Here is a 20,515-nt window from a genome sequence, read left to right as displayed (position 1 = left end):
GACGGGTGGATAATCTCTCGCGAAAAAGTGCGATAATTCGCCCACGACTGCCTACGGGCCTTGTTGCGGCAAGTAGCACACATAGGCCTCGTCGAGGATTTCCGGTGCACACCGGCTGCCTTGCCTACTTCACCAATCGCAGCACGACTGAGAACTTAAGCCTCAGACGAATAAAGGGCCGCCGGTCTGAGACCGGCAGCCAAGTCAAGGGAGGAAACGCCCATGTGGGCAGCGGTAGCGAGACTACCGCAAGGTACCACCGACAGGTCGGCGGATCTCGAAAGATCAAAGCGGGACGAGCGATCTTCGCAGCACATGTAGTTCAACCGGCGCTGCATGAGAAGAAGAAGTTATGTACGAAAGGTACAAAACTGCGCAAGTCGGTGGCCGACTTTGCTTTTGGTAGCTGATGATTTTCTGCTGTCAAAGTGCCCTACCACTGTGCGGGAAGCTAAGCATTCTCCGGTGCCACGACGAAACTCGTAACCCTGCGGTGAACAAGGAGACTATCGAGTTGTAGCTGATTGGTACCGCGAGGATTTTGGCCGCTTCTTCGAATCCCCGGAGGTGAGTCACTTCCTAGATTGCGATACAGACCCTGAGAAGTATCGCGGAATGCAAAGACTCCTGATCCTTCTTGCGGCACGCTATAAGATTGGAGCAGCAGCATCTTGCTTGCACCGCTTTGAGCGGTCATGACCTTGCCCCCATATGTGGAACGGCCCGCGTGGCAAGAGCTTTTTCAGTCGATTTCACACATTGGAACGGTGCGGTCATATGTCCGGCCTTTGCGCGCGGCACATGGCCGCTGGCCTCGATGAGATCCGCGGAACGAGGGGCTAAATCAAGTTTACGCGTTTGAGCGCATTGGGGGCAGTAGCTTCACTCGTTTCGGGATGTCGTCCCATGGGTTCATCGGCTGTTGTTGCACCTTGCCCTCTGCCGGCCTGCGCCGGTCAGATCGCTTTGGCGGTCACTGCGTCCATCAGACGGCGGCCGCGGCAGTCAGCGGGTCGGGACGTCGGTACGTCCCGCCCTTGTTCAGAAGCGCCCAGATGATCCGCGCCGTCTTGTTGGCCTGCGCGACCGCGGCAACCTTGAAGGGCCGTCTGGCGAGAAGCGCCTTCAGCCACGGCCGCCCCCGAGCGTCGTTTCGGACAACCCGCAAGACGGCCGTCGCCCCGACAACGAGCAGAGAGCGGAGTTCCGGATTTCCCATCTTCGATATTCCTCCCAGTCGCTCTTTGCCTCCGCTTGAATGAGGCCGCGGCGTCAATCCGAGCCAGGCGGCAAAGTGGCGAGCCGACTTGAACCCGCCGGGATCCGGCACGAGCGCCTTGATCGTCGCCGCCGTGATGGCGCCGACGCCAGGTATCGTGGTCAACCGACGCATGTCCTCGTCGTGCTTGGTCTCCACAACAATCGCGCGCTCGAGCCTCTCGATTTGGTCGGCTGAAGCTTCAATCTCGTCGGCAATAGCCCTCAGCGCGAAGCGCGCTGCTGCGGGCAGGCGAGCATCTGTCTCATCCCGTACGATTGCGATCAGCGCCTCAACCTTTGCCAGGCCAGCGGTGGCGATGATGCCCAATTCAGCCAGATGCGCGCGCAACGCGTTGACCGCCTGCGTTCGCTGCCGCACTAGAAGGGCGCGGGTCTTCAGCACCATCGCGGCAGCCTGTTGCTCGGCCGTCTTGATCGGGACGAAGCGCATGGTCTTGCGGGTCACCGCTTCGCTGATGGCCTCTGCGTCCGCCGCATCCGTTTTGCCTCGCTTTACGAAGGGTTTGACATAAGCCGGCGGAATAAGCCGCACCTCATGACCGAGAGCTGCGATCTCGCGCGCCCAATAGTGGGCGCTACCGCAGGCTTCCATCCCCACCAGGCATGGTGGCAGTTTCTCGAAGAAGCGCAGAACCTCGCTGCGCCGCAATTTCCTGTTGAACACGGGCGAGCCCTCCGCATCCGCGCCGTGAACCTGGAAAACGTGCTTGGCCAAATCTAACCCGATGGTGCTAACCTGTTTCACGGAACGGTCCCTCCTTTGTGGCGTTCGAACAACGACCACGTTCTAGCACTTTGATGCTGTTGGAGCGGGCCGTTCCACCACATCAAGTTTTGTCCAGTCCTGAGTTCGCCCTGGTGGTGGATTTACCCGAATGGGCCGGGGTAGCGACGGAGCTAGTGCGGAGCCATCGGCATAGCGCAGCGCCAGATCCCCTCGCGGGTAGCAGGTGAAGGCGAACACCGATGGTGTTTTCCATCCGAATTGCGAGTGGGGTCGTGTATTGTTGTAGTCGGCCCGCCAATGTCCGAGCTCGACCCTGGTCCGGGCCAACAAAGTGAACAGCGTCCCGTTCAACAATTCGTCTTGGAGACGGCCGTTGAAGCTTTCGATGAAGGCATTTTGCGTCGGCTTGCCGGGTGCGATGTATTGCCAGGCGACGCAGCTCTAGTCGGCACATGTCAGGATGGCGTTGCTGGTCAGTTCGGCGCCGTTGTCGCTGACCAACATTTTGGGCTTGCCGCGATCGATGATCAACCGGCCCAGTTCCCGCGCCACCCGGGAGCCGGACAGCGAGGTGTCGGCCACCAACGCCAGATACTCACGCGTGCACCCCTCGATCACGATCAGGATGCGGAAGCGGCGGCCATCGGTGAGCTGATCCGAGACGAAGTGTCGAGCGACCAGCGGTCATTCGGCGTCATCGGCACCGGCGCCGTGGTCCCGAGCGCCCGCATGCGGCCACCCCGACGAACCATGAGCGTCTCTTTCCGATAGGGCCGGAACAGCTACTTGTGGTTCAACACATCCGGCTCCCGCTTGAGCAGAACATGCAGGCGCCGATATGCGACCTGCATCGGAGAGATCGATGAAGGCTTGGCTGCTATCGCCGTTCCTGTTTTCCTTCGATCGTCTCAGCGGTTTGCCTCACTGTGCGTGCTCGTCGAAAAGCCGGCAAACGCTGCGATCGGCGGGGGGCGGAAGCGAAGATCCGGGCTGGCTTAGCAGATCGGGGAAATGAACATTGAGATTCGTTTGGGAGCCCACGTGATCGAGTGTCCTAGGACACTGACCTTCAATGCCAGATGGCTCGATCTTATCGGAGCTCAGCACGCGGATTAGACTGCATCGCGAGTGGCCGTTAGCCGTTCGGCGAATGAAGCCGGTGTAGAAGCAAGATAAAGGCGGCCCGTTGGCCGCCTCTACGTATCGAAGATGCCCATGCCGAGCCCCGGCATGCGATCGTCTGAGTGTGCTTCGGAGCGTCTAATGCTCAGCGATCTCGCCGCGAGCAGTTTGCGACTTCACGGCCGAAGGCTCTCCAAGCAAATACATGCATAGTTGAGGAAGCGTCACTCTATATTCATTGGCGAATATAAGTAACCGAGCCCTCAATTCGCGCGGCATTCTGATTACCCAATCATGCTTCTCCGAAGCTGCAGGAGGTTTAGCAGCCACGATCATCTTGCGAACTTCGATCGAGGGCATATCGAACGCCTGTTGGTCCAGGCGCGGAAATTCTCGCTCGATCAGCTCGACGCAGAAGGAGTTTAGACTAAGCGCGCAATCCTTGGCTCGGCTCGCGACATCCCGGTGCAAGGCGGAAGACGTACTTAGGCCCACCTGCACCACGGAAGGAGGCGGCTCCTCCTTGGCGAGGGCCTTCGGAGCACGACGTTGCTCTCCTATCGAAGCAATGAACGACTTGGCCTTGTGAGCCGAAAGCGCTTTGACAAGCTCATGCGCGTGGAATTGGAAGTCGGCGTAGGCTCCGTCCGGAAACTCACCAATCCCTCTAGGAACCCAACCAGGTGCAATCGAATAGTAGAAAATGTGCGTACCAGATTTTTGATCAAACGAGTAATTCACTTGCTTTAAAAGCAACTCCAGTAGAGCTTCGTGAACCTTTGTTGGGAGGGGTTGCAACCGGGTTTCGTGAACCTTCGTCTCTTTTTGCAACCGTGCTTTCATCTGACAAATTCCGACATGAGGGTGCCCCACTTTCGTAACTAGACCTATCAACTTCTAGCAGAGAATCACGGGCCAATCAACAATTACCAGAACCCAACTCGGCGCTTACATTTTCGTTCCCGACAACGCCAAGCCATTCTGGTCCGAAACAACCCGTTGATAATAAACGGCAATTCTGATTTTTAGCTAAACCGACGCCGATGCCTTGACCGCCTGGTCTTAATCACCTATCAACAGCTATCACTCCCTATCATGAGGGATTACGATGCTTGCGCTTCACGGTGGTACAGTGGTTCTAGACCAACCGGACCCGCATTTTGTGTGGCCAGTCGTAACCGAGCAAACACGCCGAGCGATCAACCGCCAGCTGGATCAAACCGTATCGATCTATGATCGAAGCGGCATCTTCAAGGAATTCGAGGATGACTTTGCGCATTACCAAGGCGCCCAGTACGCGTTGGTGACAAACTCCGGGACATCTGCCCTCTTCGGGATTTACGAGGGACTTAGCCTTGGGCCAGACGATGAAGTCATTTGCGCCGACTACTCGTTTTTCGCAACATCTGGCCCCCTGATCTATTTGGGGGTGCGGCCGGTCTTTTGTGATGTGGACGGCAATGGAAATCTTGATCCTGACGAACTGGCGCTTCTGGTCTCGCCTCGAACCAAGGCCGTCATCGTAACGCACATGTGGGGCGTTCCGTGCCAGATGGACAGGATCGTTGAGATCTGTGCTCGCAACGGAATTGCACTGATTGAGGATTGCTCACATGCGCATGGGGCGAGGTTTAAGGGACGCCTCGTTGGCACGTTTGGCATCGCGTCGGCCTGGAGTTTGCAGGCGCAGAAGCTTGTTACGGGAGGTGAAGGCGGCATCCTGACGACAAATGATCGCGAGATCTACGTGCGGGCGCAGTTGCAGGGCCAGTACAATAAAAGGTGCCGCGAAGAGATCGATAAGGACCATCCGCTCTATGGTTATGCGTTGACGGGCTTCGGTCTGAAGCTGCGCGCCCATCCGCTGGCGATCGCGATGGCTGCAGAGCAATTCGGCAACTTGGAGCGATGGATCGTTCAGAAATCCATTTACGCTGCGCGTTTCGACAATGCGCTTCGCGAGTACGAGTTCATTTCGATCCCGAAGACAGTGAACACCTCACCTAGCTGGTACGCTTATACGTTCCGTTTTGATCCGGCAGCTGCGGGCATCGAGCGCGAGTTGTTTGTTAAGGCGCTCTATGCAGAGGGTCTTCGGGAGATAGACATTCCGAACTCCATGAGGCCCGTGTCGGATCTGCCGCTTTTCTCCGCTCCGGAACAGGCAATGCCACGACTCCGTCACCTAGCCCCGGCGGAAGGAAGAACGAACCGAACCAATCCGAATTCACGCAATTATTGGGGGAGTGCGATCAAACTCCCGGTATGGGCCTTTCCAGAAGATGAAGGTTTGGTTCTGAAATACATTGAAGGGCTTAAGAAGGTATGTGACGCGATACGCGCAGGTGAGTTCAAGAATTCAGCTAGCCGGGCCTGAATCTGCGTCACCACTGACTGCGGTCGTCCCGGGCACGATCGAGTTGAGCTCCTCTCAGGGCGAGAGGAGGAATGGTCGGCCTGGATCGATTGTATGACCTGGAGTGTCCTCTTTGTTGGCGTAGGTGCGCATCAGCCACCTGCTTTGGCCGCCAATCTCACCTCCGACAAGCCCACGGCCGTGCAAGGCCGTCCGATTGTTGACCAAAAGCACACTACCAGGGGAAACAACTATGCTTTCGAACGAATTGGCAGCAGCTTGCCGCAGGGATTCCAGAGCCTTGACCGCGGCGGGATTGTCCGGATCTGCGACGATCTTGCTATGGCTGAAGCGGATCGACCAGCCTCTCATAGGATCGAAGCTGGTGATCGACGCATCCACGAGCGTGTGATTGATTTTGAATGTGTTCTGGGTGCCAATTGAAAAATGCGGTTTCTGCAGCTCGCCGATGTCGGCCGCGTCCATTTTGTCGGTAATGGCATGCATGGGGGCAAGAAAGGTAGGAACACTGTCGGGATTTCGATATCCGACAAGGACAACGACGTCGGGTGACGGCGAAATGACATCGCCGGCTTTGAATTCACTCGGGAAAGGGAAACTGCAAGCATCCGTATGGCCGCGCATCTTGGCGCGTGACTTCTCTGCAAGCTTTCCTTGGCCCGGCAAGCCGGTCAGATTGACGAACAAGTGACCGTCGTTCTCGCAGCGATAAGCCACCGGCTTATGCTTGATCGCATCGATTGCCGCCAAGGCGGCATAGGCGCCCGGCCACCAGGAATCGTCGCCCGTCGGGGCTATTGTTTGCGGGGTGTCGGGAAGTCCGCCGGCATCAAAGAAGTTCTCTATGAGAAGCCACGGATAGGCGCCTTGACTGAATTTCAGACACGCATCGCGGAAAGCCTCGTCAGCAACTCGTCCGAGCCGCGCTGAAGCGGCCGTCGTCGCCATATCTGGATCGGCAGCCGGGTCCGGCCTGAGAGCTCCATTGTTGCGGTCACGTGATTCAGATGATCGTCGGAGAACTACCTTCAAGAAAAGATTTCCCTTAGTTCAAAACGGCATAATATTGACACAACTATATCGAGTTGAAAAGCTGCAGCACACCTGAACGTCCGTTTCGGACGCTGGTTTCTGCCAACTTCTCCGAAGCGATATTTCGGTTTCGCAACGGCGCGACCTCGAAAGAAGGGCAAGCGCAACCAGCTTTTCTGGGCCGGGCTCGGCTAATTTAGCCTATGGAGGAGCGACCCTTTTTCAGACGATTAAGGGCCTCCAGAACAGAATCATAGATAAGTTGATCGCCTGGCTCGCGATTTTCCTTGAGCCGCTCGATGTTTGTCCGATCGACCCAAAGCCCCTCGGAGACCTTGGCAGTCTCAAGAGACGGTCTTTCAAGGTCGCCATCAACGGTCACGATGAACTGCCGCTCCTCATACTCCGTTCCGTTGCTGGACCAAGGCTTGACGGTGAGCTCTTCTATGATCGTTCTGAGTTTCCAACCAGTCTCTTCTTCGATTTCTCGGTTCAGCGCAGCGAACACGTGTTCGCCTTCATCAACATGACCGCCGACGAGGTCCCAGCAACCGGGAAAGAGTCGACGGCTCATCGTGCGCTTCTGCACGAAGATCCGTCCGAACGAGTCCGGGATTAGCGCGCTTGCGACTATTTGCTTTTTGGAGGCCATGTTTCTAATCTAACGTGTAGTAGAAAAAATGCCAGCATGACGAGTCTCAACGATATTCTAGGCCGATTTCGACCAGGCCCGCCGAGCGGGACAATTAAGCTCGGCGTACTGGGGGGACCGGGCACGGGAAAGTCGACTCTCACGGCGCGTCTGTCCGAGGCTCTTGGAGTGCCGCTCATTGCTGAAATTGCTCGGGACTTCCATTCACGTGGTCGAGCTCTTGGACCTGACAGCGACATAGAAACGCAATTGTTGATGATGCTGGCGCAGATCGCGGTGGAGTCCAAACTCGTCCACTTCGTGGCCGACCGCACAGTCTATGATCCGATCATCCATGTAGATGCTGTCGCAGCTTACAATGGCGCGCCCCGACCAGACTTGGCTCTCAATTGCATGGCCAACTATCTCGCGAACGGGCACGGCACCAAATATTCGGAGGTGTTCGTGTTGAGCCATGCCGACGTACACAAGCAGGATGGCATACGTGAAACGGATCCGCGATACGTCTCCCTCATCCATGAAAAGACTCTCTATTGGCTGAAGGCCTTGAACGTCCGGCATGTCGTCGTGGAAGGCGACATGGAATCTCAGTGGACGCAGGCCCGCAAATTGCTCGGCTACGATGGCAAATGATTACGATGTCGTTGTAGTTGGAGGACGTTGCGCGGGCGCGCCGCTCGCAATGCTCCTTGCTAGGGCGGGGCTGAAGGCCTGTGTATTCGAACGCCATGCATCTCAGTTTGAGATGAGGTCAACCCATACGATTCAGCTGGCCGGCGTTCGGCTATTGAATCGATGGGGCGTATTGCCGAAGGTCAAACGGCTCGGCGCTCCGCTTTTGACGAAAATCCACATGATCATTCATGGGGTATCGATTTCCGGGCTTCCCTGGACGGCGACGGCCCAACTTTCCAGTACATGCGTGAAACGAGGTCCGCTCGACACTTTACTGGGCGAGCTGGCGATGGAAGCGAATGCCGAGGTGCGCTATGAGCATGACGTGCGCGCTATGGAGTTCGAGAGCGGCCGATGGACTGTTTCGGCATCCACGCCCGCAGGTACTCGGACGGTCGCTGCCCGTTTCCTTGTAGCCGCCGACGGCATGATGTCGAGCGTGGCATCGCGACTCCAGGTCCAATACTCAATGTTTCGTCGTTCGATCACTTTCACGCTCTACAAGTATGTGCCAAATACGGTCGAGAGCGATTGCTACATCCTTGTGGACGAGTGGGGTGCCCAAGCCTGTGTTCCCACCACAGACGGAGACATGATCTACGTCATTCAGCGACCGGCGGCTCTCTTCAACAGTCTCAAGGTTGGTCCCCAACGTTTTCTGCGCGAAGCAGCAACTCGAATAGCAAACTTCGTCACGCTCCCGCCCCAGGCCGCGCTCTTTGAAGGCTTCCGAAGGGCGTTGAATCAGCCATCGTTCGTTCGCGCCATGCCAGGCACCGGAGCGTGGCTCATTGGCGATGCTTGGTCTCACAAGGACTCGGTCACCGCCCAGGGAATTACCGATGCCTTTCTTGATGCCGATTTGCTGGCAGAGCTCATTATTGCACGTCCCCACGTGGACACCCGCTTCGAGCAGGAACTCAAGCTCCAGTGGGCTCAGCGCACGGCATTATATGCAGATGAAGTCGAGCGAGCACATAGGCTTGCCGGATTTCTGCCTGCAACCCCACCGCAGATCGAAGAGTTGCAGACGATCGCCAGAAATCCCGAACTGAGTTCGAAATTTCTCGGGCTCGACGCCAAGACCTATTCCGAGAAGGACTTCCTCAAAGACCTGACAGCTTGATGCCAACCGTGCTGCGACGAAGATGTCACAGCACGTCATTGAGAAGAACCATCTTGCCGAAGCGCCTCTTCTATCCCTTACTGGCGCTAGCGAGCAATCCGCGGGTGCTCTCCGGGATGGTCGTCGACCCGAAGGTTCATGATAGAGGCCGATGGCGAACACGGATTGGCATCGCCAAACTGCACCACGTTCTGGACTGCGACCGATAATTGGAGTGAAAAATCGAGAGGCTTCGGCGGAGGTGCGCTGGTGATGGGATTGCAGCTTGCATCCACACCTCCAAACGGCTGATTACCCTTCAGGTCTCTGAACCAAAGCATCTTCTGAGCGTCCGTCGTACAGGTGTTGGAAAATGTAATAGGCGCCGACGGCAATTGGGCGGTGCTGTGACAGCTCAAGCACCCCGAAATCGGATTGTCGACCGGCCCGTTCGCGCGCCCCGCCCATCCCAAATGGGAGGCTGCGTAAGCAGGCGCCTGGTCCGAGATCGTGGTTTCGGTCAGCTCCTTCCCTGCTTGCTGATCAGCGGGTGTGAAGCCGAAGTCATTTCCCCATGAAAGGCCTACGGGCCGGAGCCTCCGCCACGGGGACGTATCAGTTGCATTGCTGTCAAAAGCAAAAGTCCCGAAGACCCACCCGGTTGGCGAGCGACTATCCACCGCGGCGACGTCCATCTGCATGAGGCGCACGGTTTGGGGGCCGGCCGCTGTTCGGATCGTCCACTGCGGAGCACCCGACAAGACGTCAGAACCCTGGAAGTCATTCGCGGTAACGTCGCTAAACAAGATCTTGAAGGTCATTGCTCCCTGGGCGAATTGAGCCTTTGCCAAATCCGGCGAAGCGCCGCCCAGGACCTGTCCGATCGTGACGGCACCCGCTGCGTTGTAGAAGCCGACCGCGTAATTGTGAATGGTCACTCCTGGTTTGAGACCGAGCTCCGGTCCGGTAACAGAACGTTCTGACGTCAAGCCACGCATCGGCTCTCGTGCACGGGGTCCAAAATTCATCAGCGGCATGTGAAACCAGGGCCGAACGTTGTTGGCTTCCGGCTTGAAGTCGGCATCGATCATGCCATCAAATGCATAGTCTCGCAGAGCATAGAGGTAAGCATTGGCCCCCGTCACTCCGTCCTTGAAGTCGATATTCGACCACGGTGCGTCGTTCGCCGGGACAGCCGTAGGGTACGATTGGGACAGCTTGAACCACGGACCAGCGTTCGGTACCATCGCTGATGGCGTGATGAAGTCTGGGAATACCCCGGTGCATTGCGCAATGAAAGGTGCCGGCTCAGGAGCCGGAACGCCCTTCCCTGTCACCGACAGGCAGGTCGATCCGGGAGCACAACCGCTTGCGGCATGTCCATGCGTCGGAGCAAGGCATGTGATAGTGGTCGCAAAAAGGACGTTGCGAAATATACGACTTCCTAATCGTTGAATAACGCGCATGAGCCTCTTTCCTCTATGACGCACCATTTTTATTCCGATACAATTACAGCGCGAATCCGCCTTTGCAAGCCCGAATTGATTCCCAGTAAGCTTTCGCTCGGCGCTTGGAAGTAGGCCCTGACCTTTTAAAGGGAGGATGATGATCGTGTTCTGTACGAAACGTACGGCCCTTCTCCTTTTTCTCTTTGCGGCAAGCGCGCAGGCGCAGACTGCAACGTCATCTGCTTATTTGACGGTAGATGGACAAGTGACGACTCCGCTGTCCTTCTCTGAAGCCGACTTTCAGGCACTTCCTCACACATCGATCACCGTCACGGATTCGGCCGGGAAAAGTACGACCTATTCAGGAGTTGACCTGGTTGCCCTTTTGAACAAAGCAGGGGTGCCGCTCAAGCAAGATCTGAAAGGTGCCGACGTCGCAAAATATCTCCACGTTCAAGGCGCTGATGGTTTCGTCGCGATTCTTTCTCTGCCCGAGTTTGATAACGGCACGTTCCTGGTGGCAGATGCGCAAGAGGGCTCCCCATTGCCGAGCGGGACCGGTCCTCTCCAGGTCATTTCACCTCAAGAAGGTCGTCATAGCCGCTGGGTCAAACAACTCAACTTGCTGCGGATCATCAAATCTTCACCGCAATAGCCGTACCAGAGCGAGGACTAGTCACTGGCGTCCAATCGGAGCGACCTCACGAATTACTCTCTGCGCATGAGCCAGACGAACACGGTCGAATAAAGCGGGTCGTCCCGAATACAAACCTTGCTCAGAGACAGTACGTCTAGCCGGTGTTCGTCGGCGGCACGCCTGATAGATGCCTCGTTGATATATGAGTTATCATGCCCTTCCGCGTCGATAAAACGCGCGCTCCTGACCCAGTCGGCACCGATCATGTAGCCCTCCTCAGCGAGTTGAGCCGCGGCGTTTCCAAGAGCCCACGCGTAACGTTCTGGGCTTTTGCAAAGCCCGAAAAGACCAATTGCCGTAATCAAACCGTGCTGCGGGCCGGGTGCGTCACGAAAGGGCGTGCTGAGCACATCATGGATGATGAACTTGTCGATCTTCTCCCGCACGCACGCCAAGTGATGGTGGTCACGCCCGAACCTTGCTAGCACTTGCTGGTAGCAGGGAGGGATGTCGTCCGATGGAATGAAGTCGTGAAGCCCCCTGAGTGCTTCGGCACTTTTGTCGCAGCAATCGATGCTCGTTCGGACATTTGCGGGAATAGACCAGAACAAGGTCGTTGCGCCGCAACCAAGATCAAGCCAGCACTCGATCTCTTCTACGCCCGCGATGAGCTCGAGAATTTCGTCGGTCCCCTGTCCGTCCCGGAAGGATTCATTGAAATACAGGGATCGGTACTGCGAGAAGTAATCAACATGCTCTTGATCAAGCCTGGTGTGTGACAGCGCGTCCCTCCAGGGAGCGCTGGAGGACGTCACCCGGCTTTCGTCCTCACCCAACCACCCGCCAACATACTGACTTCGGCTTCGCATCACGTAGCTTCCGCCACGATGACCAGGCGGGCAGAGTTTTCGCTGACGGGCGCCCGACTGTAATTGCCATATGCTTCAACCATCCGAAACCCCACGGCTTGCAGCAGGGCGGACATCTGGCAAAGCGAGTAGATCCTTAACTCGACCGTCGAGACAAACTCGTCGGTCAACGCGCCTTTTACGAGAGTGTAGAAGAACGTTAGCTCGAGCAGCTGATTTGAACGGAGGCGTTGGTATCGCGATCGCCTGAGGAGGCTACCATCGTCCAGACCTCTTTCCCACTCTGCGATGAGTTCGTTGTCACCGAGTCCGGCCGCGAAGTATTCAGGCCCATCCTCCGTAGGTTCGCTCGACCGGGCGAACGTCGCGAGATCTAGGACCAGGCGCCCTCGCTTCGACATGTGGCGCTTGAATGATGATAAGGCGTCCAGTGCCTCGGTCTCGCTGCCGAGAAGCTGAAAACACTCGCGCGGACACACGATGACGTCAAACATGGCGGACAGCTTGAGAAACCGCATGTCCTCAAGAACAGTCTTTACATTCTCGATTCCGCCGCATGCCGCCAAACGCCTTTGCAGCTGCAGAAGCATCTTCGGGTCACGGTCGACCGCAGTGATGCGCTCAACGCGGCGCGAAAGTAGGAGCGTCAATCTGCCGCAAGCGCACGGCACCTCGAGGACATTCCCCCCCCGCATTTGCCCCACAGAGGCGATGAACTCGACTTCATCCGGGAACGAGCCAAATTCATAATCGTAGAATGCACTTCTCTCCCTATAGCCGATTGGAAGCGGGTGATTTCCGCCTGTTGGACCCGAGCCTGCTTTACCCAAAGCACCAACGTTAGAGCTCATTGCTCGTCTCACACAAGCGACTGACGAGATCGGCGGCCGTGATATCGGCTGAAGATAGGTTAACGAGGTTCTGCCATTCAGCGGCGAGGTTCGCTCTATCGAACAACAGACGCTCTGAGAAGTGATTGCATTTGCAACCAGACGTGTAGTTGTAGTTGGCATTGACTATCAAAGGCGAATGGATGGCACCAAACAAATTGTCACCTACACTCAATCCTTCTAGCAAGCCGAGGCTTGCCAGATCGTCCAAGTCGACACCGGTGCCTGGGCTGGCAAAGAATCCGTCACCAGCTCTGAACTTCGCGATCGGCTGATGGAGGAAACGAAACGAGCACTCCTTTCTTGCAAGCAGCTTGTCCACATCGTGCGAAGCTATGGCCTCACTTTCGCAGGACCACGACTTTTGTCCGCCTATTCTTCCTCGTCTAGCCCGTCCCGTCCTTATGACAGGCTCGAAGTAGCTCCGAAGGCCTTCCTGAGCGACAAACGTGGCTAACGCAGGAACATCTCGAGCGGAAGTATCGCTGACGGGAAACTCTATACCGAAACGGCTGCGATGGTTCCCTTTGAACACCGCCATCAGGTCCAGCAGGCTCGATGGCAGCTCCAGCGCGTGATCAGTAAGCACGACCTCACGATAGTCGTATTCTCCGGTTCTCGGATTGCGCCAGCTTGAATTATTGGGGACCCGATGTGCTCCAAACGGAATGATAGATCTGCAAGACAGTCGGCTTGCTGTCGCCGGCGGCAGAGAAGCGCTCAATATTGCGAGCAACCTGTTCACGGATGTGAGAGCTCGAAAAACGGCCGTATGTTCGCCAATGACCGGCAGCCGCTTCCTCGCTTGAAAATATCAATCCTGCGGTGAAGATGAGCCATTGCATGCCGGATGCTGCGACGAGCTCCAGCAGATCGACGAACCGTGGGAACACAGTTACTTCACCGTCCCCCGATGTCTGTATCACCTTGGCACCCAGTGCGCGAGCTTGGGAGATGATGCCGGCTGCCCCATCGAAATAGGAGGTTATCTGCTCTTCCGTATACGGGTGCTTGTCGATCGGAACGGCGGACGCATAGCAGCCCGAACACGCCAAATTGCACTGCTTCGGACAAAAAAGATGCAGAGAATCTACGCAGTTCGTCAATCGCTTCGCACGCGGCTCAACAGTTCCTCTCTGGTCGCGCGCCGGATGCTATCGAGGTGGGACGAGTAGGTCGAGTCCGCCGAAAACCAGCCGGGCAAATCCAGATTCACGGACCCGCACTGACCGTCTGACAATCGCCGCTCGCCCGCAAACCTTTCGATTGACCTCACATAGAACGGTATCCGATAGGCCTTGGATATCGCAAAGTCGAGCGTGATCGCATTCTTAGCCATCTCGATTGAATGCGAGGTCTTCGGAAGGTGCGCAGGCAAGACGTTCGTGCACCCGAATTCGCTCTGTTTGGAGAGGAAGTAGCGGAGGACCTCCGGATGGATCCTTGAAGGGCTCATCTCAAATTGCGAGAACATACCGAACTCCACATCGTTTAGGCGATTGGCATTCGCGTTTCTAAGGCATCATGCCGAATGAGCTCTGGATGAACGAGCTCGCCGGCCTTGGCTATCATGCATCGTTCGATCATTCTTGACCGACCGCCGCGCAAGCAGACATCGGCCAACTTGCGGACATATCTGATCACACGCTCGGATGTCGCTTTAGATGCTGTTACCGGCACTGATGCAGGCAGATGATCGATCTTGATGTGCAAGACGCTGTTTATGAGCTGCGCTGGAGCGCGATGGCTTGTTGTGCGCTTAAGGGACGGCAAGTATCCCTTCCCGTAGCCGCAAGTGACGTCCACGATCACCGATCCAGGTTTCATGGTGGATACCATGCGTTCGTCCACCATCGCGGGCGTATTGAAGGTGGAGATCAGAATTGCGCCGATCAGTACGTCAGCCTTCTTGACTTCCTCGCGCAGGACACCTCGGCGATTGAGCAGACATCTCACGCGCCTGCCGAACTCCTGCTCAATTTGCGCTATCTCGGCGCCGTTGCGCACGAAGATTGTCACCTGAGCGCCCAATGCGATCGCCGTTTGCGCCACTGCGCGCCCGACATTTCCAGCGCCTATAATGACCGGGGCGAAGCTGTCCGCCCAGCATAAGGTGCGGCGGCATAGGCTGGATGGCCGGGCGCAGGAGCTCGCGACAACGCATGGCTCGGAGCGCATGTCGCTGAATGCCGCGCACAAGAGCGAAGCGGGCAAGCAGTTCGCGCGGGCGGCGGGGGCGATATTTGCGCTCTTCGACCGGGTGCCGGGCCTGCGGTCCGTGATCGCGCCGCTGCGCCGCAATCCGAAAATCAATCCTGCCGAGCGGCATCGGATCGAGCGCGAAGCGCTTGAGCGGCGGCATCAGCGCGAGAGGCTTGTGCTGGAGCGGAGGTACAAGGCGCTTGGGCGAGCTGGAGGCGCGCGAGTTGCGCTCCCTCGAAACGGAAATCAGGCGGCAGGTTTACGAGGCGGAAGCTGCCCGGGAACTGAAAGTAGAGTCCTTGCAAGACAGAATCGAGGTGAACAAGCTCGATATCACTCTGCCTCATGGTGAGCTTCCTGGTTCCAACGATAAGCGATGGAAGACTCGGCGGACGAAGGTCAATGCGAGCCAGAGACAGAAACGACCAAGGGGCTATCAGCGCGGCATGGATGATTTATGAAAATCGCTGATCCTTCCCGGCGTTTCTTCCAAGTCTAAAATAGGGCACGAATTTCTTTTCAACTTTCGAGTGTTATGAATTAGTAGTGCACCAATCGCAACACGGAAAAGATCGATCATGGCGTTAGCCACGAAATCGAAAACCGCGCCCAAAAAGCGCGCCCCTATCAAAACCGCGCGCAATAAAGAAATTGCAGCGATGACTGCCAAATTACGAGCGCTGTTGCCAGACGTTTTTGCCCAAACAGGTATAAAGGACGAGGCCTCTTTGAATGCCAAGATTGGCGGCAAGGCCGACGAGTTTATCGATCTCAAGAACGAGGTTATTACCTCCCCCCTCCACTATGTCACTCTCTATCTCGACAGCTTCGAAGGACACCTTTCTACGACTGGCTGGAAGACCGCATACGATGAACTGTACGAAACTTCGCAGGCGTCGGACGCAGCCCAAGAATACCTGATGTTGTTTTTGGAACGGTCTTATCTCAAGCACTACGAGGAGTATTCCAAAAAAACGGCGTCCGTTGGGGAGGCCGAAGTCTGGATGGGTCAAAACAATGCTGATTACGGCTTGCTCGTCACGCCACGATTCGAAAACGGAGACTGGGAAAACGATAAGAGTGAGATCAGGCACTTCAAGCCGGGCTACTGGACCGTTGGTCACGCAATGGAAACGGGACTAGTAATACCAGGAAAGAACAAGAAAAGAACTTTTACCGACGTTGATGATCTCCTGGACTTTTTAGAGGATATCATCGTTCGACATAGCGGCTCAAAGTGTCAGGTTGATATCGCGGCACGGTATAGCGCCTTCGTTCGCGGGTCAGCGGACCCGCTCAATGTGCCGCTTTTGATCCCCGAGCTTCGCTTTGAGGGACGCGCGAAGGCGCGCAAGTATCGGTTGGATTTTTGCATTATCGATGGGTCAACGATGCAGAAAACAGGCTTCGAGCTGTCGCCTTGGGCCAGTCATGGCATGCTGACGGCGACAAAAGGCAAGCTTCAAAAGGACATCAATGCGGAGGCAAGTGCGAATTTCGACAAGGAAATGGCCAAGCATAAAGCCTATTTCAAGAAGCATGGCATCTTTGCCTCGATGTTCACCGATGCCGATCTGGAGGATTTGGACAACGTATGGGCCTACATTGCCGACTTCCTCGAACCGAAGGAAATGATGGCGCAGATGAACCTTCATCTTCGGAACAATTTCTTTAAGAATAAGAAGAAGCCACGCAAACCGTAACGGATTCGATTGGCCGCTAGGCGGCTGTCTGCCGCGCTGATTTAGGGAGGCTTGGGCATTTCGATGCCCATTCGGTGCCGATCAATCGCGTCACCGAAAGCACAAGTTCTGGAGGCACGCGCATCCTTGCGACTGTCAGCGCTTTCATCAAGGCATCGACCTGCCCGTCCGCTCCCAGGCCATCAGCAATTAGATTGTGGATCAGAAGCTCTGCAGTGCACAGCACGGGGAGTTTGGGAAAGGAGGTTCGGCAGATCGCTCTCGCCTTCCGCTCGTCGATGAGGGCGATTCCTGACATTTCGTAGGCGCAAGCTATCGTGGCGGCCTCTCCGTCGTCGAGCGTAGCGGCAGTCGAGCCTTCGATCAGAGATTCGTAAATCCGCAGCCCGGTGGATTGCACCGATAGCGTTCGGATAAATCCAGCGTCAGCGAGCTCCAGAAGGCGGTCATGATCGCGGTGCCCCTTTGTCGATCCGTTCGCTAACTCGGAAGATGCGTTCTCCGTTACAAAGAAGGGACTGCCGATTGCCTTGATGATGTCAGCAGCACGGCCCGTTGCATTCAGATTAATGACAACGCTCGCGTCGGCGACGAGTGCGATGTGCGGACTAAGGGGAAAGCTTGACGAGTTCATTCGCTTCGCTTTCTTCAGTTTCCACACCATCAAGAAGCACTCTCACCTCGTGACGATCAAGATGGAGCAGGCGTGCGAGCTGGCCCTCGCTGTAGATCTCCTTTTTCGATGCCTCTCGCGCGAGCAGGGCGAGCCGGGGCGGCACAGCCCCCTGCGCGCGAGCAGAATGGGTCTTCCGGTCCGGTAGTTCGCCCAACACCTGACGAACTTGGTCGTCGGTAATCCCGCCGTTGGCCGTGAACCAATCCCAGGTACCCTCACGCGCGAGCTTCAGCTCCTCCAGCCGCCGGACGATAGCTTCTCGTGAGACATGCAACGCGTGAGCGAGAAGGATGATATGACGCCGAGTCAAATGAGATTGACCTGCCGTTATCTCCGCGAAACGCTGCCGTACGGCCCGCGCGGGCATGGTGAAGGAACGCTGGAAGCAATTGGCATATCGCTCCTCTCGCGACGTGAAACGCTCATCGTCCGTCAGGACTTCGGGCTGACGCCTCGTTGAGATCAGATGCGCGGCCTCATGCGCTCCGGTTTGGTTCAGGCGTTCCGACGGATGATTGGAGTTAAGCAGAATGCAGGCCCCAGCCGCCTCGTCGAAAGCAAACAAGCCCGAAACCTTGCCATCGAGCGGTCGCACGTAAACGCGGACGCCGAGCTGCAAGTCGAGGATGGAAACAATGTCGGTGATTGGACCGGGCCCAAGTCCGAGCCAGTCTCGTAACTCCTGAGCATCCTGCTCCGCCTGTGCGCGCACGTCTCCGGGCAATATGGGTCGCTCAGGCGGATAGTTACGGGTTCGGGTCACACCAAGCGCATTTTCCAGCTCCAGTTCCGCACGGACCAGGTCATTCAATAGCCGGGTCGCCCGTTCGACTGCACCATCTTCATTTTCTGCAAGCTTGCGAAAACGAGGAATCATATCCAGATGAACGGCTTCGCGGCGCAACAGCGCGTTGGCCGAAGTGCCGTAGATGTTCGCAAGCTTTTGAAGTTCATCGATCTGCACGCGCCGCTTGCCTTGCTCAATTGCGACAAGGGTGGTTCGCACCACGCCGATCTGCGCAGCCGCGTCAGCCTGAGTAAGCTTCGCGCTTTCGCGCGCGACCCGCAGCCGCTCGCCGATTTCCACTTCCGTTAGCCGTTCACCGATCATTTACTTGCCCGCGTCCACTTCCTGACAAAGGAGCGCGCTCCCAGATCATTCAAAAAGCCGTCCCACTCAGCAGCATGCCGTTCGAGCATGCCTCCAAGTTTTTCTTCAGTATCCTTGGCTGAAAGCCCAAGCACCATTCCTGTCAGCAACGCGTGACGACGCACGGCTGGACGAGCGTCGTCCTCGGCCATATCTGCCATGTGATCAAGATGAAGCGTTCCTGCGATGGCGTACTGCTCGAAGGCCGCACTCTTTCGTTGAAATTCCGGATGGATTGCTTCGGCAAAGGTGGGCGCCCGCAAGTCTTCGCAGATATACCTTCCCGGCTCTTCGCTAAGGCCCGCCGCGTGCACGCTCATGCGCCTCAACATGCAGGCCGCGCATACGCCACACTGAAGCTTCGTCCCGTTGAGCGTGCTCCAACGGCTATCCCTCCAGCACGACTTCGTGTCTTTCCAAGAATCATCCTCGGGCAGAGCTGCGAATGCGCGCAGCGTCTCTCCCTTAGTATTCCAGAGGCGAGGAAACCTGAATTCCACTGCATGGCCCGTGAGCGCTTTCAAGAAGCGGCTCATCAATCGCGTAAACCTGGGGTGGTTGCGGTAGTCCGGATAGCCATGACTTACAGTCACCAGCGCGGGGCCAATTGCACCTTGCCCGCTTTCGGGAACAAGAATGTCGCTTGCGTTCGTCAGATAGGCCGCAAGGCCGCTGATCAGCGCAAACTTGAAGCCGCGGCTTCTTGCCGTCGTTTCTCCGTTCGTCAGAACCGATTTAAATTTGTAAGGGACTTTCGTGAAAGGCTGCAATCGTCCATCGACGACCGGCTTTCCCGCAGCCTTAGCGCCGACGCGTACGCGAACAAGCTCTTCGCCAAGCGTCTTTCCGAGAAGTCCGGCCACAGCTCGCGAGTCCATGCCGTCGCTGTATGCGATAACGGCTTTCGTCGGTCGCGGGATCTGCAGGCATTCCTGCACGGGAGAGGATTCGATTTTAGCCCTTTTGACGAACTCGATCTTCCACAAATCGCCGGTCAGGAATCCCAACACTTCATGCAACGAGCCTGAAACGGAGGGATCGCTCCAGCGCATCGGGTCATGAACGGCAATTCGCACTTCAATTTTTCGGGTCCAGCCTCGCGACGGACGCTTGACGGCGCGATCAGAAAACTCGACCGCGGCGGCGACGACCATTGCGTCGTAAATCATCGGCTCCCATCGCGCGAACGCGTAGGATCGCAGGGCGTCGGTGCTAAATTCAAGATCACGATTGAGCTCAAGTCCGATACGGCCTTTCCGAGGGCGACGACCAGCCTCGACCACATCAACCGCTCTCTCACTGATCTTCGGCCTGTATGCCGTAATGTTCATAGTGGCGGTCCTTCATCTAGCCCCGACTGGCGAGGCAGCGTGACTGACCGCTGGGAGGGCATTTTGCTAAACGATAAGAGCTCTCGGGCGAGGCCGCCGCAGTCGAGCTGCTGTCGGGCCCCGTCTAAGCGGGCCCGAACGAATCCGGCGCTGCGGGAAGAAGCCTCGCGTTGATAGTGCTCTTCAATGCCGCGAATGTGGTCGCGCGCCGCGCCTTCCAGCGCATTCGCCAGAGCAGCTTCGGTAGCGGTATCGCCGCTCATTCCGACGGCGACAGTTTCGATTGCGCAGTCGATAAGTTGATGCGTCGCCGCAGAGCCGTAGTGGCCCTGCCTTAGCAGCTCGAGTCTCTCGATCGTCATGTCTGGAAATAGAGTGCCGCCTCCCAGGATGTCGCGTACCTCGGCTAATGGCGCGCTTAGAATGTCCTTCTTGAGCGCATGGGGCAGTCCTTCCGCAACCTGATCCGACGAGAACGCCGCTTTCGCAGCTCGCTCGGCAAGGTCCTTCCAATGCCTCCTCATGGGGAGACTTCTGTGCGGTCCATCGCTCATCAGCGGCTCCAATGTCAGTACTTTATGCAAAAATTGGTGACAATGTCAAATCTAGGAGGGGTGAAGGCTTTTCACGAGTTATAC

20 protein-coding genes and 1 pseudogene are annotated in these 20,515 nt (G+C 56.7%); 6 read left to right on the top strand and 15 right to left on the bottom strand.

Translation table 11 applies throughout. The annotated features are described in order from the left end of the window. Positions 1-985: 985 nt before the first annotated feature. From XI06_RS19805 to XI06_RS19795, 3 genes and pseudogenes are all read right to left on the bottom strand, one after another. Complete coding sequence (locus XI06_RS19805; RefSeq protein WP_271606242.1) at positions 986-2,026, bottom strand: IS110 family transposase; 1,041 nt, start codon at positions 2,024-2,026, stop codon at positions 986-988. Between the two features lie 42 nt (positions 2,027-2,068). Then, positions 2,069-2,847 (bottom strand): annotated as a pseudogene (locus XI06_RS19800) (integrase core domain-containing protein); the annotation flags it as partial. A 421-nt stretch (positions 2,848-3,268) separates the two neighbouring features. Further along, positions 3,269-3,973, bottom strand: coding sequence for a hypothetical protein (locus XI06_RS19795; RefSeq protein ID WP_271606221.1), 705 nt, complete (start codon positions 3,971-3,973; stop codon positions 3,269-3,271). A gap of 265 nt (positions 3,974-4,238) precedes the next feature. Between XI06_RS19795 and XI06_RS19790 the strand changes: the two genes are divergently transcribed. Next, positions 4,239-5,507 (top strand): aminotransferase class I/II-fold pyridoxal phosphate-dependent enzyme, encoded by a 1,269-nt coding sequence (locus XI06_RS19790; protein ID WP_271606220.1) that lies wholly within the window; start codon positions 4,239-4,241, stop codon positions 5,505-5,507. Positions 5,508-5,561: 54 nt separating this feature from the next. Here XI06_RS19790 and XI06_RS19785 read toward each other — a convergent pair whose 3' ends face one another. Together XI06_RS19785 and XI06_RS19780 are read right to left on the bottom strand one after the other, a co-directional pair. Then, positions 5,562-6,539 carry a hypothetical protein gene (locus tag XI06_RS19785; RefSeq protein ID WP_271606219.1) on the bottom strand — a complete coding sequence of 326 codons (978 nt, stop codon included), beginning with the start codon at positions 6,537-6,539 and terminating at the stop codon, positions 5,562-5,564. A 196-nt stretch (positions 6,540-6,735) separates the two neighbouring features. Next, a complete protein-coding gene (locus XI06_RS19780; protein WP_271606218.1) occupies positions 6,736-7,191 on the bottom strand; it encodes an NUDIX domain-containing protein in 456 nt (151 codons plus the stop codon). Between the two features lie 36 nt (positions 7,192-7,227). Between XI06_RS19780 and XI06_RS19775 the strand changes: the two genes are divergently transcribed. After that, a complete protein-coding gene (locus XI06_RS19775) occupies positions 7,228-7,824 on the top strand; it encodes an AAA family ATPase (RefSeq protein ID WP_271606217.1) in 597 nt (198 codons plus the stop codon). Further along, on the top strand, positions 7,751-8,992 hold the full coding sequence (locus XI06_RS19770) for an FAD-dependent oxidoreductase (protein WP_333909353.1): 1,242 nt from the start codon (positions 7,751-7,753) through the stop codon (positions 8,990-8,992). The genes XI06_RS19775 and XI06_RS19770 overlap by 74 nt, the downstream gene beginning before the upstream one ends. A gap of 86 nt (positions 8,993-9,078) precedes the next feature. Here XI06_RS19770 and XI06_RS19765 read toward each other — a convergent pair whose 3' ends face one another. Further along, a complete protein-coding gene (locus XI06_RS19765; RefSeq protein ID WP_271606215.1) occupies positions 9,079-10,437 on the bottom strand; it encodes a hypothetical protein in 1,359 nt (452 codons plus the stop codon). Positions 10,438-10,573: 136 nt separating this feature from the next. Here XI06_RS19765 and XI06_RS19760 point away from each other — a divergent pair, with 136 nt between their 5' ends. After that, on the top strand, positions 10,574-11,074 hold the full coding sequence (locus XI06_RS19760; RefSeq protein WP_271606214.1) for a molybdopterin-dependent oxidoreductase: 501 nt from the start codon (positions 10,574-10,576) through the stop codon (positions 11,072-11,074). Between the two features lie 53 nt (positions 11,075-11,127). Here the strand turns inward: XI06_RS19760 and XI06_RS19755 are convergent, their stop codons facing one another. From XI06_RS19755 to XI06_RS19735, 5 genes are all read right to left on the bottom strand, one after another. Beyond that, positions 11,128-11,892, bottom strand: coding sequence for a hypothetical protein (locus XI06_RS19755; protein ID WP_271606213.1), 765 nt, complete (start codon positions 11,890-11,892; stop codon positions 11,128-11,130). A 32-nt stretch (positions 11,893-11,924) separates the two neighbouring features. After that, positions 11,925-12,776 (bottom strand): class I SAM-dependent methyltransferase, encoded by an 852-nt coding sequence (locus tag XI06_RS19750; RefSeq protein WP_271606212.1) that lies wholly within the window; start codon positions 12,774-12,776, stop codon positions 11,925-11,927. Continuing rightward, positions 12,766-13,404: a hypothetical protein gene (locus XI06_RS19745; RefSeq protein WP_271606211.1), complete on the bottom strand. Its 639-nt coding sequence runs from the start codon at positions 13,402-13,404 to the stop codon at positions 12,766-12,768. The genes XI06_RS19750 and XI06_RS19745 overlap by 11 nt, the downstream gene beginning before the upstream one ends. 49 nt (positions 13,405-13,453) lie before the next feature. Beyond that, complete coding sequence (locus XI06_RS19740; RefSeq protein ID WP_271606210.1) at positions 13,454-13,870, bottom strand: hypothetical protein; 417 nt, start codon at positions 13,868-13,870, stop codon at positions 13,454-13,456. 436 nt (positions 13,871-14,306) lie between these two features. Continuing rightward, complete coding sequence (locus XI06_RS19735) at positions 14,307-14,993, bottom strand: NAD(P)-dependent oxidoreductase (RefSeq protein WP_271606209.1); 687 nt, start codon at positions 14,991-14,993, stop codon at positions 14,307-14,309. A 224-nt stretch (positions 14,994-15,217) separates the two neighbouring features. Between XI06_RS19735 and XI06_RS19730 the strand changes: the two genes are divergently transcribed. Next, positions 15,218-15,478 (top strand): hypothetical protein, encoded by a 261-nt coding sequence (locus XI06_RS19730; protein ID WP_271606208.1) that lies wholly within the window; start codon positions 15,218-15,220, stop codon positions 15,476-15,478. A gap of 117 nt (positions 15,479-15,595) precedes the next feature. Then, positions 15,596-16,720, top strand: a complete 1,125-nt coding sequence (locus tag XI06_RS19725) for a hypothetical protein (RefSeq protein ID WP_271606207.1) — start codon at positions 15,596-15,598, stop codon at positions 16,718-16,720. A 16-nt stretch (positions 16,721-16,736) separates the two neighbouring features. Here the strand turns inward: XI06_RS19725 and XI06_RS19720 are convergent, their stop codons facing one another. The 4 genes from XI06_RS19720 to XI06_RS19705 are packed head-to-tail and all read right to left on the bottom strand — an operon-like array spanning position 16,737 to position 20,401. Further along, entirely contained in the window at positions 16,737-17,384 is a 648-nt protein-coding gene (locus XI06_RS19720) for a hypothetical protein (RefSeq protein WP_271606206.1), read from the bottom strand. Then, positions 17,329-18,507 carry an XRE family transcriptional regulator gene (locus tag XI06_RS19715; RefSeq protein ID WP_271606205.1) on the bottom strand — a complete coding sequence of 393 codons (1,179 nt, stop codon included), beginning with the start codon at positions 18,505-18,507 and terminating at the stop codon, positions 17,329-17,331. The genes XI06_RS19720 and XI06_RS19715 overlap by 56 nt, the downstream gene beginning before the upstream one ends. Next, a complete protein-coding gene (locus XI06_RS19710) occupies positions 18,504-19,877 on the bottom strand; it encodes a 7-cyano-7-deazaguanine synthase (protein WP_271606204.1) in 1,374 nt (457 codons plus the stop codon). Before XI06_RS19710 ends, XI06_RS19715 begins: the two co-directional genes overlap by 4 nt. After that, complete coding sequence (locus tag XI06_RS19705; RefSeq protein WP_271606203.1) at positions 19,874-20,401, bottom strand: hypothetical protein; 528 nt, start codon at positions 20,399-20,401, stop codon at positions 19,874-19,876. The genes XI06_RS19710 and XI06_RS19705 overlap by 4 nt, the downstream gene beginning before the upstream one ends. Positions 20,402-20,515 lie beyond the last annotated feature (114 nt).

The organism is Bradyrhizobium sp. CCBAU 11434 (assembly GCF_028128895.1).
Classification (GTDB): domain Bacteria; phylum Pseudomonadota; class Alphaproteobacteria; order Rhizobiales; family Xanthobacteraceae; genus Bradyrhizobium; species Bradyrhizobium zhengyangense.
Note: the sequence above shows the minus strand (reverse complement) of the source record. Positions and strands in the feature narration are given on the sequence as shown.

What these genes read in the sequence shown, in the direction of transcription:
- XI06_RS19795 (WP_271606221.1), bottom strand. Translation starts at nt 3,973, where the DNA reads ATGAAAGCACGGTTGCAAAAAGAGACGAAGGTTCACGAAACCCGGTTG.
- XI06_RS19790 (WP_271606220.1), top strand. Translation starts at nt 4,239, where the DNA reads ATGCTTGCGCTTCACGGTGGTACAGTGGTTCTAGACCAACCGGACCCG.
- XI06_RS19780 (WP_271606218.1), bottom strand. Translation starts at nt 7,191, where the DNA reads ATGGCCTCCAAAAAGCAAATAGTCGCAAGCGCGCTAATCCCGGACTCG.
- XI06_RS19775 (WP_271606217.1), top strand. Translation starts at nt 7,228, where the DNA reads ATGACGAGTCTCAACGATATTCTAGGCCGATTTCGACCAGGCCCGCCG.
- XI06_RS19770 (WP_333909353.1), top strand. Translation starts at nt 7,751, where the DNA reads ATGTCGTCGTGGAAGGCGACATGGAATCTCAGTGGACGCAGGCCCGCA.
- XI06_RS19765 (WP_271606215.1), bottom strand. Translation starts at nt 10,437, where the DNA reads ATGCGCGTTATTCAACGATTAGGAAGTCGTATATTTCGCAACGTCCTT.
- XI06_RS19760 (WP_271606214.1), top strand. Translation starts at nt 10,574, where the DNA reads ATGATGATCGTGTTCTGTACGAAACGTACGGCCCTTCTCCTTTTTCTC.
- XI06_RS19750 (WP_271606212.1), bottom strand. Translation starts at nt 12,776, where the DNA reads ATGAGCTCTAACGTTGGTGCTTTGGGTAAAGCAGGCTCGGGTCCAACA.
- XI06_RS19735 (WP_271606209.1), bottom strand. Translation starts at nt 14,993, where the DNA reads ATGCGCTCCGAGCCATGCGTTGTCGCGAGCTCCTGCGCCCGGCCATCC.
- XI06_RS19725 (WP_271606207.1), top strand. Translation starts at nt 15,596, where the DNA reads ATGGCGTTAGCCACGAAATCGAAAACCGCGCCCAAAAAGCGCGCCCCT.
- XI06_RS19720 (WP_271606206.1), bottom strand. Translation starts at nt 17,384, where the DNA reads ATGGTGTGGAAACTGAAGAAAGCGAAGCGAATGAACTCGTCAAGCTTT.
- XI06_RS19715 (WP_271606205.1), bottom strand. Translation starts at nt 18,507, where the DNA reads ATGATCGGTGAACGGCTAACGGAAGTGGAAATCGGCGAGCGGCTGCGG.
- XI06_RS19710 (WP_271606204.1), bottom strand. Translation starts at nt 19,877, where the DNA reads ATGAACATTACGGCATACAGGCCGAAGATCAGTGAGAGAGCGGTTGAT.
- XI06_RS19705 (WP_271606203.1), bottom strand. Translation starts at nt 20,401, where the DNA reads ATGAGGAGGCATTGGAAGGACCTTGCCGAGCGAGCTGCGAAAGCGGCG.